The 13,098-nt window shown below is 62.1% G+C and carries 12 protein-coding genes; 11 read left to right on the forward strand and 1 reads right to left on the reverse strand.

Annotation, left to right across the window (positions count from 1 at the left end; all coding sequences use genetic code 11):
* Window positions 1–2 precede the first annotated feature (2 nt).
* Entirely contained in the window at window positions 3–776 is a 774-nt protein-coding gene (locus tag B0G73_RS07795; protein ID WP_106279486.1) for an MBL fold metallo-hydrolase, read from the forward strand.
* Window positions 777–905: 129 nt separating this feature from the next.
* Here B0G73_RS07795 and B0G73_RS07800 read toward each other — a convergent pair whose 3' ends face one another.
* Window positions 906–1,604 carry a Bax inhibitor-1/YccA family protein gene (locus B0G73_RS07800; protein WP_106279488.1) on the reverse strand — a complete coding sequence of 233 codons (699 nt, stop codon included), beginning with the start codon at window positions 1,602–1,604 and terminating at the stop codon, window positions 906–908.
* 292 nt (window positions 1,605–1,896) lie between these two features.
* Between B0G73_RS07800 and ndk the strand changes: the two genes are divergently transcribed.
* The 10 genes from ndk (at window position 1,897) to hflX (ending at window position 13,076) form a co-directional block, all read left to right on the forward strand.
* A complete protein-coding gene (ndk, locus tag B0G73_RS07805) occupies window positions 1,897–2,322 on the forward strand; it encodes a nucleoside-diphosphate kinase (RefSeq protein ID WP_012433533.1) in 426 nt (141 codons plus the stop codon).
* A 160-nt stretch (window positions 2,323–2,482) separates the two neighbouring features.
* Window positions 2,483–3,634, forward strand: a complete 1,152-nt coding sequence (gene rlmN, locus B0G73_RS07810) for a 23S rRNA (adenine(2503)-C(2))-methyltransferase RlmN (protein ID WP_106279784.1) — start codon at window positions 2,483–2,485, stop codon at window positions 3,632–3,634.
* A gap of 216 nt (window positions 3,635–3,850) precedes the next feature.
* Window positions 3,851–4,942, forward strand: a complete 1,092-nt coding sequence (locus tag B0G73_RS07815; protein ID WP_106279490.1) for a RodZ domain-containing protein — start codon at window positions 3,851–3,853, stop codon at window positions 4,940–4,942.
* A gap of 86 nt (window positions 4,943–5,028) precedes the next feature.
* Window positions 5,029–6,345, forward strand: a complete 1,317-nt coding sequence (ispG, locus tag B0G73_RS07820; protein ID WP_106279492.1) for a flavodoxin-dependent (E)-4-hydroxy-3-methylbut-2-enyl-diphosphate synthase — start codon at window positions 5,029–5,031, stop codon at window positions 6,343–6,345.
* A 20-nt stretch (window positions 6,346–6,365) separates the two neighbouring features.
* Window positions 6,366–7,706: a histidine--tRNA ligase gene (gene hisS, locus B0G73_RS07825; RefSeq protein WP_106279494.1), complete on the forward strand. Its 1,341-nt coding sequence runs from the start codon at window positions 6,366–6,368 to the stop codon at window positions 7,704–7,706.
* A gap of 78 nt (window positions 7,707–7,784) precedes the next feature.
* Window positions 7,785–8,414, forward strand: a complete 630-nt coding sequence (locus B0G73_RS07830) for a tetratricopeptide repeat protein (RefSeq protein WP_106279496.1) — start codon at window positions 7,785–7,787, stop codon at window positions 8,412–8,414.
* 86 nt (window positions 8,415–8,500) lie between these two features.
* Complete coding sequence (gene bamB, locus B0G73_RS07835; protein ID WP_106279498.1) at window positions 8,501–9,646, forward strand: outer membrane protein assembly factor BamB; 1,146 nt, start codon at window positions 8,501–8,503, stop codon at window positions 9,644–9,646.
* A 457-nt stretch (window positions 9,647–10,103) separates the two neighbouring features.
* Window positions 10,104–11,441, forward strand: coding sequence for a ribosome biogenesis GTPase Der (gene der, locus B0G73_RS07840; RefSeq protein WP_106279499.1), 1,338 nt, complete (start codon window positions 10,104–10,106; stop codon window positions 11,439–11,441).
* Window positions 11,442–11,594: 153 nt separating this feature from the next.
* Window positions 11,595–11,831, forward strand: a complete 237-nt coding sequence (gene hfq, locus B0G73_RS07845) for an RNA chaperone Hfq (RefSeq protein WP_006051315.1) — start codon at window positions 11,595–11,597, stop codon at window positions 11,829–11,831.
* A gap of 30 nt (window positions 11,832–11,861) precedes the next feature.
* Window positions 11,862–13,076 (forward strand): GTPase HflX, encoded by a 1,215-nt coding sequence (hflX, locus tag B0G73_RS07850; RefSeq protein ID WP_181196510.1) that lies wholly within the window; start codon window positions 11,862–11,864, stop codon window positions 13,074–13,076.
* Window positions 13,077–13,098 lie beyond the last annotated feature (22 nt).

The following is a 13,098-nucleotide window of genomic DNA, read 5'->3' on the forward strand; positions in this document are numbered from 1 at the left end:
CTGTGAGGTTCGCGAGTCTCGGTAGCGGCAGTGAAGGCAATGCGTTGCTGGTGGAAGCGCAAAGCGGGGCAACCACCACACGCGTGTTGCTCGACTGCGGTTTTTCGGCCAAGGAAGTCGAGCGGCGTCTAACGCGGCTCGGCGCGAGCGTCGAGGGTCTCGACGCGATATTGATCACGCATGAACATAGCGACCACATTGGCAGCGCGCTGACGCTGGCGCGCAAGTGGTCGATTCCGTTGTACATGAGCTGGGGCACCGCCCGCGCGGTGGGCGCCGACGAAGCCGATATCGACCTGCAGGTGCTGTGGGGCGATGAAGCGGTGGCGATCGGCGACCTCAGCATTCTTCCCTACACCGTTCCGCATGACGCGCGCGAGCCGCTGCAATACGTGCTGTCGAACGGCGCGAGCCGGCTCGGCGTGCTGACGGATGTCGGCACCTCCACGCCGCATATCAGCTCGGTGCTGAGTGGCTGCGACGCGCTGGTGCTCGAATGCAATCACGACGTGCGGATGCTGGCGGGCAGCCGCTATCCGCAGTCACTGAAGGCGCGCATCGGCGGGAATCATGGGCATTTGAACAACGACGCGGCGGCTGAAATTCTCGCCTCGCTCGATCGTTCGCGATTGCGCCATCTCGTTGCCGCGCATTTGAGCCAGCAGAACAATCTGCCGGAACTGGCGCAGGCAGCGATGGCCGGTGTGCTGGGCGCGGCGCCGACGGAAGTGGTGGTGGCGTCCCAAGATGAGGGATTTGCGTGGCTGAGCGTGTGACGCGCGTCTGACGCTGGATTTGCGCGCGGCAGACACCGCGGCGCCATGAAAAAAGCCCATAACGATTGCTCGTTATGGGCTTTGTCTTTCAGGGCTGTGGCGTTTCGAACGCCGCGCCCCAAACCAGGCTTAGTTGCGATTGCCGCCGAAGATGCCGAGCAGCGCCAGCAGATTCACGAACACGTTGTACAGATCCAGGTAGATCGCGAGCGTGGCGGTAATGTAATTCGTTTCACCGCCATTCACGACGCGCTGCACGTCGAACAGCATGTAGGCCGAGAAGATCACGATGGCCATGACCGACACCGTGAGCATTAGCGCCGGCAGATGCAGGAACACGTTCGCGACCGACGCGAGCAGCAGCACGATCACGCCCATGAACAGCCACTTGCCGAGACCCGAGAAGTCGCGCTTGCTGACCGTGGCGATGGTTGCCATGGACGCGAAGATCACACCAGTGCCACCGAAGGCGAGCATGATCAGCGACGGGCCGTTCGAAAAACCGAGCACGAAGCTCAGGATGCGCGAGAGCATCAGGCCCATGAAGAACGTGAAGCCGAGCAGCACGAACACGCCGGCCGCGCTGTCTTTGGTCTTCTGAATGGCGAACATGAAGCCGAAGGCGATCGCGAAGAACGCCAGCATGCTCATGGCGGGACTCGTGGCGGCGAACAGCGAGAAACCGGTGGTGAGGCCCACCCACGCGCCCAGCACTGTCGGAATCATGGACAGCGCGAGCAGCCAGTAGGTGTTCCGTAGCACGCGGTTACGCGTTTCGACCGTGCTGACCGCGCCATTGCGGCCAAAGCTATACGGATGTTCGTTCATGGTCTCTCCTTACCTCAGAAGCGTGATGCGTATGGTTGTGAAGCGGGTTGTAGCAAGTGGTGCGGCGCCGGTAGGATTTCCCGCCGCCAGCAGCGCTCTCATCCCTAAGATTGGCGCGCGGGCGGGGAGTTTCAATACCGTCAAAATACCGCACCACCAACGCTACCAGTATTCGGAAACTCCTGCTTGGAGTCTTTCAATTCTGTAAGGGTTCAATCGCAATCATACACGGGAACATGCTACAATAGCGGATTCATTTGAATCTGTAACCTCTTAATTTTTTGGAGTTTTTATGGCGATCGAACGCACCCTGTCGATTATCAAGCCGGACGCAGTGGCCAAGAACGTGATCGGCCAGATCTACAGCCGTTTCGAAAACGCTGGTCTGAAGATCGTGGCTTCGCGCATGGTTCACCTGTCGCGCGCCGACGCGGAGAAGTTCTACGCTGTGCACGCTGCACGTCCGTTCTTCAAGGACCTGGTCGATTTCATGATCTCGGGCCCGGTCGTCGTGCAAGCGCTGGAAGGCGAGAACGCCATCCTGAAGCACCGTGATCTGATGGGTGCAACGGACCCGAAGAAGGCGGAAAAGGGCACGATCCGCGCCGACTTCGCCGACAGCATCGACGCGAACGCAGTGCATGGTTCGGACGCCGCTGAAACCGCTGCCGTTGAAATCGCGTTCTTCTTCCCGCAAGTGAACGTGTACTCGCGCTAAGCAGAACTCCCGTGCGCGATTCGTGCAGCCGACCGGATTTATCGCACGAATCGCCCGGCAAAGTAGTAAGGTAAAAGCAGCAGGAATGGGCGCGAACGGCATTGCGTTCATGCAGCTTGTTGCATGAACGTAGTCTCGCACTGAAATGGCAGGATTCGATATGACGAGCAGTCCCACCGTCAACCTTCTCGACCTCGACGCCCAAGGGCTTGTCGCTTACTGCGACAGTCTGGGCGAGAAGCCGTTTCGCGCCAAGCAATTGCAGCGCTGGATTCACCAATACAACGCTGCCGACTTCGACGGCATGACCGATCTCGCGAAGTCCTTGCGCGAAAAGCTCAAGGGGCGCGCCACGATCTCGATGCCGGGCATCGTCAGCGACAATATTTCGACCGACGGCACACGCAAGTGGCTGATCGACGTCGGCAACAGCAACGCGGTTGAAACCGTCTACATTCCCGAAGAAACGCGTGGCACGCTGTGTGTGTCGTCGCAGGCCGGGTGTGCGGTCAACTGCCGTTTCTGTTCGACCGGCAAGCAGGGTTTCTCCCGCAATCTCACCACCGCTGAAATCATCGGCCAGTTGCGCATGGCCGAGTTCGCACTGCGCGCGTCGCGCGGCGCGGACGGCGGGCGCGCCACGGGTGGCGACGGCAAGGGCGAGCGGGTCGTCACGAACGTCGTGATGATGGGCATGGGCGAGCCGCTGCTCAATTACGACGCGGTCGTGCCGGCCATGCGCCTGATGCTCGACGACAACGCCTACGGCCTGTCGCGCCGCCGTGTCACGCTGTCCACCTCGGGCGTCGTGCCCATGATGGACCGGCTCGGCGCCGATCTGCCGGTCGCGCTCGCGGTCTCCTTGCATGCGCCTAGCGATCCGCTGCGCGACATGCTCGTGCCGCTGAACAAGAAGTACCCGCTGCGCGAACTGATGGCGGCTTGCCAGCGTTATCTGAAGGTCGCGCCGCGCGATTTCATTACGTTTGAATATTGCATGCTCGACGGCGTGAACGACAGCGAGGCGCAAGCGCGCGAATTGCTCGCGGTCACGCGCGACGTGCCGTGCAAATTCAACCTGATCCCGTTCAATCCGTTCCCCGAATCGGGCCTCATCCGCTCGAAACCGGAGCAGATCAAGCGGTTTGCACAAGTATTGATGGACGCGGGCGTCGTCACTACGGTGCGCAAGACACGCGGCGATGATATCGACGCTGCCTGCGGTCAGTTGGCCGGCGCGGTGAAAGACCGCACTCGCCTCGCTGAGCGCACCGGGAAGGCAGCCAAGGTGATCGAGGTTCGCGGCGTGTAATCGCGCGGTGAAGGCAGGGCGCCCGCGTTCGGAGAAGCTCCGCGAACGCGCGACAACCTGCCGCGCCGGCGTCGATTGAAAAGAAAGTTTGCAGAAGCGATCGGAAGCGGCGCACAAGGCCGCACATTTTGTTATAAACGGTCTGCGATTCGGACGTGAGGCTTTAGCCCGTCCGGCTCGCACGAGTGAAAAAGAATCGACGCGAAAGGATTTGGGATGAGTGAGCCGCAGCACCCGCAGCCGCAGGACACAGACACGAACGAAAGCCATCCGGCGCCGGTCGCACGGGCGGCGGTGCAGCCTGTTGTGCAGCCGGGCATGGATTCGTTGGCGGCGGTTGGCGCGCGCTTGACTCAATTGCGTGAATCGAAAGGCTGGACGATCGACGACGTGTCGGCGCGTTTGAAAGTGTCCGTCACCAAGTTGCGCGCGCTCGAATCGGGTGACATCAGCCACTTGCCGGATACGACCTTCGCGCTGGGCGTGGTGCGCAGCTACGCGAAAATGCTCGGTGCGGATCCCACGCCGTTCACGGCGGCACTGCGCCGCGAAAAGGGAGTGCCCGCGCCGGATCTGTCGATGCCGGCGTCGTCGGGTAGGGACTTGCCGCGTGGCAAGGTATCGCTCTCGCTGGGCGGCAGTGGGCAAAAGAGCCGCTCGTGGCTGTGGGGCGTGGCGGCGGTGATCGTCGCGGTGATCGCGCTCGGCATGTGGCACACCAATGGCGGCGATTCGTCGGCCTGGCTGGCGCGCTTGAAAGCGAGCGCGAACGGTGCCACTGGCGGCGCAACCGGCGCATCGGGCGCGGTGGCGCAGGGCCAATCGGCAGGTTCGGAAGCGACTGCGGAAGAGGCTGCTTCAGCGCCGGATACGCAGGCGGCAGCGGAGAATGCAGCGTCGGCTACGCCGATGCCCGCGCCGCTCGCCACCGGTACGGCACCTTCGTCGGCCCCGGCAGTTACGGCAATGATGGCCGCGCCTAAGACGGGCTCGCAGGCACCGGTTGGGACAACCGCACCGGGCGCGAGCGCGCCGGCGGCCATGGTGACGCCGGCTGCGGGTCAGTCGACCGTCGCGTTGAGCGTGAAGCAGGATAGCTGGTTCAGCGTGCGTGGCAAAGATGGCAAGGAAGTGTTCTCCGGCCTCGTGCACGCAGGCGATACCAAGGCAGTAACGGGCGAAGCGCCTTTCAAGGTCACGCTCGGCAACAGGGCCGGCCTCGACTCGCTGACGCTCGACGGCCAGCCGGTCGATCCCGCGAAATATGCGGCGGCCAAGGGCAACGTGGCGCGCTTCGCGCTGCCTTGACAGATACGGTATGCGCCGCGGCCAACCGGTCCGCGGCGCTTTTTCAATTCAGGCGCGACGTCTTTTGTGTGGCGCATGCGGCGTAAATGGGTTTTTCGATGCAATCCGAAGCTCAATCCCAATCCAGTAGCAAGATCGTTTCAACCGAGCCGGTGTTCGGCGGCCAGGCACCGCGGCGCAAGTCGCACGCGGTCGACGTCCGTTGGGGCGGCCAGCTCGTTACCATCGGCGGCGACGCACCCGTGCGCATCCAGTCGATGACCAACACGGACACCGCGGACGCGATCGGCACCGCCATCCAGATCAAGGAACTGGCGCAAGCCGGTTCGGAACTGGTGCGTATCACGGTGAACACGCCGGAAGCGGCCGCAGCCGTGCCGGCCGTGCGCGAGCAGCTCGACCGCATGGGCGTGTCGGTGCCGCTGGTGGGCGACTTCCATTACAACGGCCATTTGCTGTTGCGCGATTACCCCGAGTGCGCGGAGTCGTTGTCCAAGTACCGGATCAATCCGGGCAACGTGGGTCACGGCGCGAAACGCGACACGCAGTTCGCGCAGATGATCGAAGCCGCGGCGAAGTACGATAAGCCGGTGCGTATCGGCGTCAACTGGGGCAGCCTCGATCAGGATCTGCTCGCGAAGATGATGGACGAGAACGCCGCGCGTTCCACGCCGTGGGAAGCGCAAAGTGTGATGTACGAAGCGCTCATCCAGTCGGCGATCGGCTCGGCGGAGCGGGCGGTCGAACTCGGTCTCTCGCGCAACCAGATCATTCTGTCGTGCAAGGTCAGCGGCGTGCAGGATCTGATCGCCGTGTACCGCGAACTCGCGCGCCGTTGCGACTTCGCGCTGCATCTCGGCTTGACCGAGGCAGGCATGGGTTCGAAGGGCATCGTTGCCTCGACGGCGGCGTTGTCCGTGTTGCTGCAGCAGGGCATCGGCGACACGATCCGTATTTCGCTCACGCCGGAACCGGGCGCCTCGCGCACCGGCGAAGTGATCGTGGGCCAGGAAATTTTGCAGACCATGGGGCTGCGCTCGTTCACGCCGATGGTGATCGCGTGCCCGGGTTGCGGTCGCACCACCAGCACGCTGTTCCAGGAACTGGCGTCGCAAATCCAGACCTATTTGCGTACGCAGATGCCGGTTTGGCGCGATCAGTATCCGGGCGTCGAAAAGATGCACGTCGCGGTGATGGGCTGCATCGTCAACGGTCCGGGCGAGTCGAAGCAGGCGAATATCGGCATCAGCCTGCCGGGCTCGGGTGAGAATCCGGCGGCGCCGGTGTTCATCGACGGCGAAAAGGTCAAGACGCTGCGCGGCGATAACATCGCGCAAGAATTCCAGCAAATCGTGAGTGACTACGTCGAGCGCAGCTATGGCCGCGCCACGGTAGCCAACTAAATATCGGCTCTCGAATACAGATGACTGAACAGAAGAAAAAGCTCGAAAAGCTCTCCGGCGTGAAGGGCATGAACGACATCCTTCCGCAGGAAGCCGGGCTGTGGGAATTTTTCGAAACGACCGTCAAGTCGATGCTGCGTTCGTACGGATACCAGAATATTCGTACGCCGATCATCGAGCATACGCAGCTGTTCAAGCGCGGTATCGGTGAAGTGACCGACATCGTCGAGAAAGAGATGTACAGCTTTACCGACGCACTGAACGGTGAAAATCTGACCATGCGCCCGGAAAACACGGCGGCGGTGGTGCGCGCGGCGATCGAACACAACATGCTGTACGACGGCCCGAAGCGTCTGTGGTACATCGGCCCGATGTTCCGTCACGAGCGTCCGCAGCGCGGCCGTTATCGCCAGTTCCATCAGGTCGGCGTGGAAGCGCTCGGCTTTGCCGGCCCGGATGCCGACGCTGAAATCATCATGATGTGCCAGCGCTTGTGGGACGACCTCGGGCTGATGGGCATCAAGCTCGAAATCAACTCGCTGGGCCTCGCGGATGAACGCGCGGCGCATCGTGTGGAACTGATCGCGTACCTCGAAAAGCACATGGACGTGCTCGACGAAGAAGCGAAGCGCCGTCTCTACACGAACCCGCTGCGCGTGCTGGACACGAAGAATCCGGCCATGCAGGAAGTCGCGCAGAACGCGCCCAAGCTGATCGATTTTCTCGGCGAAGAATCGCGCGCGCACTTCGAAGGTTTGCAGCGCATTCTGAAGGCGAACAATATCCCGTTCAAGATCAATCCGCGTCTCGTGCGCGGTCTCGATTACTACAATCTGACCGTGTTCGAATGGGTGACCGACAAACTCGGTGCGCAAGGTACCGTCGCGGCGGGCGGCCGTTACGATCCGCTGATCGAGCAGCTTGGCGGCAAGCCGACGGCGGCATGCGGTTGGGCAATGGGCATTGAGCGCATCCTCGAGTTGCTGAAGGAAGAGCAACTCGTGCCGGAAGACGAAGGTTGCGACGTGTACGTGGTCCATCAGGGCGACGCGGCGCGCGAGCAGGCCTTTATCATCGCCGAGCGTTTGCGCGACACCGGTCTCGACGTGATCCTGCATTGCAGCGCCGACGGTCAACCGGCCAGCTTCAAATCGCAGATGAAGCGTGCCGACGCAAGCGGCGCGGCCTTCGCCGTGGTGCTCGGCGAAGACGAGATCGCCAACGGCACGGTCGGCGTCAAACCACTGCGCGATACAAATGCTAACGGCGGTAAAAACGAGCAACAAAACGTGCCGGCCGAAGACTTGACCGAATTTCTAATCAATGCGATGGTTGCAACCGCCGAAGACGGCGACGACTGATCGCGATGTCGTCGAGCCGGTTGGTTTTCAATCGGATTCGACACGCACACGTAGCAAGAAAGAGGAAATCGCCGGGCAATGAGTTACCACGACGAACAAGAATCGATTGAAAGTCTGAAGGCATGGTGGACGCAGTGGGGCAATGCAACCACATGGATCGTGCTGGTGGCACTGGTGGCCGCCGCCGGCTGGAACGGCTGGAATTTCTGGCAACGGCGCCAGGCGGCTGAAGCCGCCGTGCTGTATGACCAGGTGCAGCAAGCCGTGGCATCGGGCGACAAGGCGAAGATCACGCGCGTCGCCACCGACATGGAAGACAAGTTCAGCCGCACCGCGTATGCGCAAATGACCGCGCTCGGCGCCGCCAAGGCGCTGTACGCCGCGGGCGACGAATCCGCCGCGAAGGCGCAACTGCAATGGACCATCGATCACGCGAAAGATGACGAGTTCAAGCAGATCGCCAAGTTGCGTCTCGCTTCATTGCTGCTCGACGACAAGGCTTACGATCAGGGCCTCGCCTTGCTCGCCGAACCGCAGTCCGACGCGTTCAAGGGCATCGTGGCGAACGGCCGCGGCGATCTGCTCGCCGCCCAAGGCAAGCGTGACGATGCACGCGCGGCCTATAAGCTCGCGCTCGACTCGCTGTCGAAAAACGATAGCTCGGCACGCCAGTTGATTCAGTTCAAGCTGGACGCGCTGGGCGGCTGATCGCCGCACATGAGCGCCCCAATCAGCGCCGCGTGCAACGACCAACCGGTCTCTTTTAACTAATTTCCTGAATGCTTCGTCCACCGATGAATCTGCTGAAACGTTACGCTGTGCCCGTTGCCTGTGCGATGACCGTGCTCACCATGGCGGCTTGCTCATCCACGAAAGACGAGCGCCGCGTGCCCACGCCGCTCACCGAGTTCAAACCCGTGCTCGACGTGCAGCAGGCCTGGAAGGCAAGCGTCGGTAAGGCAGGGCGTTACCTGTTCTCGCCGGTTGCGGTGGGCAACGCGGTGTACGCGGCCGGCGCGAACGGTTCGGTTGCGAAGATCGACGCGCAGACCGGTCAGGACGTTTGGCGCGTCAAACTGCACGACGACCTGTCGGCAGGCGTCGGCAGCGACGGCACACTTACCGCGGTCGGCGGCCTGAAGGGCGACGTCTACGTGCTCGGCGCGGATGGCAAGCAACTCTGGACCGCCAAGGCGCCGGGCGAAATCATCTCGCCGCCGCTCGTCGGCAACGGCCTCGTGGTGGTGCGTACGGTCGACGGCCAGATCACCGCGTTCAACGCGCAAACCGGCGAGCAGAAGTGGAATTACCGCAATCGCGCGGTGCCGCTCAATCTGCGCGTGTCGTCGGGCATGACGTTCGCGGGCGACGCGGCCGTGCTGGCCGGTTTCCCCGGCGGCGCGTTCGCGGCGATCAACCTGCAAACGGGCGACAACTACTGGCAAACGCCGGTGTCCTATCCGAAGGGCGTGACGGAAGTCGAGCGCATCAATGACGTGACTGGTCCGCCCACGCTGGTCGGTTCGGAAACCTGCGCCGTGACGTTCCAGGGCCAGATTGGCTGTTTCGACGCGAACTCGGGCCGCGCCGTGTGGGAAAAGGCGTTTTCGAGCACGAGCGGTCTGGCGCAGGATGAGCGCGCCGTGGTCGCGGCGGACGACTGGTCGGTGGTGTCGGCGTTCGATACCAACAGCGGCGCGCCGCTGTGGAAGAACGACAAGCTGAAGAATCGCGACCTGAGCGTGCCGTTCATTCTGGGTCACGCCGCGGTACTCGGCGACTACGAGGGCTACGTGCACTTCCTGTCCCGCGACGACGGCACGCTGGTCGCGCGCGTGAAGACCGACGGCAGCCCGATCACCGCAGCGCCGGTGCTCGCCGGCGAAACGCTGGTGGTGCTGACGCACGACGGCGATTTGTACGGCTACCGCCCGCGCTGATCGCGCGCAGCAATCGCTGTCTGGCGCGCAGGCCGGCTTCGCCGGCCGCGCATGTTTTTACCGAGATGCAGTTCGAGTTGTAGTAGCAGGGCAGAGTAAGTAAAAGAATTCCGCCGGACTGGCTGGTCCGGCAAGTCGGATCAGATATGGCGCACGGGCCCACGTGGCCATCGGTGAGTGCTTGCGGCATCACCTTCGACGGCAGGTTCGCCAATACCGCACAGAATCGGTTTCGAACCGGCGTGCGAGCCGTCGAGCAATCAAGACTGAATCTGGCGGCCCGCTGGCGTCGCCCATACAGCCAAACCCCCGTCCGCCCGGGCGTGCATATTGACAGCACATCCGGGGCTGGCCGAATTCGTGATAATTTTCGTCAAACGCTGCCGTGTAGCGGCCGCATGGCGTCGCTACGCGGCCGGTCGATTTCGATCCCGCGTTTCACCGTGAACAACATCTGATGAAACCCGTTATTGCCCTCGTCGGGCGCCCCAATGTGGGGAAATCCACGCTATTCAACCGGCTCACGCGCACGCGTGATGCGCTGGTTGCCGACCTGCCCGGTCTCACCCGCGATCGCCATTACGGCGAGGGGCGCGCCGGCGACCGGCCGTATCTGGTCGTCGACACCGGCGGCTTCGAGCCGGTCGCGAAAGAAGGCATCCTGCACGAAATGGCGCGTCAAACCCGCCAGGCGGTCGAGGAATCGGACATCGTCGTGTTCATCGTCGACGGTCGCAATGGCCTCGCGCCGCAGGACAAGTCGATCGCCGACTATCTGCGCAAGGTCGGCCGGCCGATTTTCCTGGTCGTCAACAAGGCGGAGGGCATGAAGTACAGCAACGTCGCCGCCGACTTCTACGAACTCGGCCTCGGCGACCCGCGCGCGATTTCCGCGGCGCATGGCGACGGCGTCACCGAAATGATCAACGAGGCGCTCGAAGTCGCCTACGCCGGCCAGCCGGAAGAAAGCGACGAAGAGAAGCAGACGCGCGGCGTGAAGATCGCGATCGTCGGCCGTCCGAATGTCGGCAAGTCGACGTTGATCAATGCACTGGTGGGCGAAGAGCGCGTGATCGCGTTCGACATGCCGGGCACCACGCGCGATTCGATCTATGTCGATTTCGAACGCGGCGGCAAGCCGTACACGCTGATCGACACCGCCGGTTTGCGCCGCCGCGGGAAAGTGTTCGAAGCGATCGAAAAATTCTCGGTGGTGAAGACGCTGCAGTCGATCTCCGACGCCAATGTCGTGATCCTGCTGCTCGACGCGCGCCAGGACATTTCGGAGCAGGACGCGCACATTGCCGGCTTCGTGGTGGAGCAGGGCCGTGCGCTGGTGGTGGGCGTGAACAAGTGGGACGGTCTCGATCCGCATGTGCGCGACCGCACCAAAGCGGACCTCGAGCGCAAACTAAAATTTCTCGACTTCGCCAAATTCCATTTCATTTCCGCCGCGGAAAAAACCGGGATCGGCCCGTTGATGCGCTCGGTTGACGACGCCTACACAGCCGCCATGGCCAAGCTGCCGACGCCGAAGCTCACGCGCGCGTTGATCGATGCCGTCGAATTCCAGCAGCCGCGCCGACGCGGTCCGGTGCGCCCGAAACTGCGTTACGCGCACCAGGGCGGACAGAATCCGCCGATCATCGTGATTCACGGCAATGCGCTCGACGCGATCACCGAAACGTACAAACGCTATCTGGAAAACCGCTTCAGGGAAACTTTCAAGCTGACTGGGACTCCATTGCGCATAGAGTTCAGATCGTCGACGAACCCTTACGCGGATAAAGGCTAGACCTAGGCTGAAACCCGCGTGTGTGCTGGCTTTGGCCGCCTGGCCAGGCCTCCCGCGCAAAAATGAAAATCGGCTATAGTGTAGCGGTTGACGCTGGATCTCTTTTTCTTCCGCGTCAATTCAGTCAACCTGCAAAAAAATACGGAGTTTGCTATGAGCAACAAAGGGCAATTGTTACAAGACCCGTTTTTGAACGCACTGCGTAAAGAGCATGTGCCGGTGTCGATCTATCTGGTCAACGGCATCAAGCTTCAAGGGAACATCGAATCGTTCGACCAGTACGTCGTGTTGCTCCGGAATACGGTCACCCAGATGGTCTACAAGCACGCAATCTCGACAGTCGTGCCAGCCCGTCCGGTGAATTTCCACCCGGATTCTGAACAGTCCTAACCCCCGTCGCGGCCGGCGTAGCGTCGCCCGTTGGCGATTACTCCCGGCCGCCTCATCTTGATACCCTCCAATTTGATTAATGCAGCGCTTGTCGGCATCGACTTCGGTAAGATCGATTTCGAAGCCAGTCTGGAAGAACTCAGCTTGCTCGCGCAAAGCGCGGGCGCGAATCCCTTAGTCACCCTCACCGGGCGCCGTTCCAGTCCCGATGCCAAGATGTTCGTCGGCAGCGGCAAGGCCGAAGAACTGCGTCTTGCGTGTGAGGCGAACGACATCGAACTCGTCATTTTCAATCACGCACTGGCGCCTGCGCAGCAGCGCAATCTGGAGCAGGCGCTTAATCGGCGCGTGATCGACCGCACCAGTCTGATCCTCGACATTTTTGCGCAACGCGCCCGCAGCCATGAAGGCAAGCTGCAGGTGGAACTCGCGCAACTGCAGTATCTGTCGACGCGGCTAATCCGCGCATGGACTCACCTGGAGCGGCAAAAAGGCGGTATCGGTTTGCGCGGCCCTGGCGAAACGCAGCTCGAAACCGACCGTCGTTTGATCGGCGAGCGCATCAAGGCGCTCAAGACGCGACTCGAGAAATTGCGCCGTCAGCACGGCACGCAGCGCCGCGCGCGCAGCCGCAATCAGACCATGTCGGTGTCGCTCGTCGGCTACACGAACGCGGGCAAGTCCACGCTCTTCAACGCGCTCACCAAGGCTCAGGCGTACGCCGCCGACCAGTTGTTCGCGACCCTGGATACCACCTCGCGGCGCGTCTATCTCGGCGACGAAGCGGGGCAGGTGGTGGTGTCGGATACGGTCGGTTTCATCCGCGAACTGCCTCACCAGCTGGTGGCGGCGTTTCGCGCCACGCTCGAGGAAACGATTCACGCTGACCTGCTGCTGCACGTGGTCGATGCGTCGAGCGCGGTGCGGCTCGACCAGATCGATCAGGTGAACGAGGTATTGCACGCAATCGGTGCAAACACGATCCGGCAGGTGCTGGTCTTCAACAAGATCGACGCGGTGCCGGAGTTGGCGGCCCGTGGGGACGCGGTTGAAAGGGACGAGTATGGTAATATTTCGCGCGTCTTTTTGAGCGCGCGCACGGGGCAAGGGTTGGACACATTGCGCGCAGCCATCGCTGAAATCGCAACTGCCGAACCTCTTCCCGAAACGCTGGTCGATCTCTCGGAAGAGGACCGGTCGGCAGCACCACGCGACGACCGCAAGGTCCCAGAACTCGGGCACTGACCCGTTCCAATTGCACTGACCC

The organism is Paraburkholderia sp. BL25I1N1 (assembly GCF_003002025.1).
GTDB lineage: Bacteria > Pseudomonadota > Gammaproteobacteria > Burkholderiales > Burkholderiaceae > Paraburkholderia.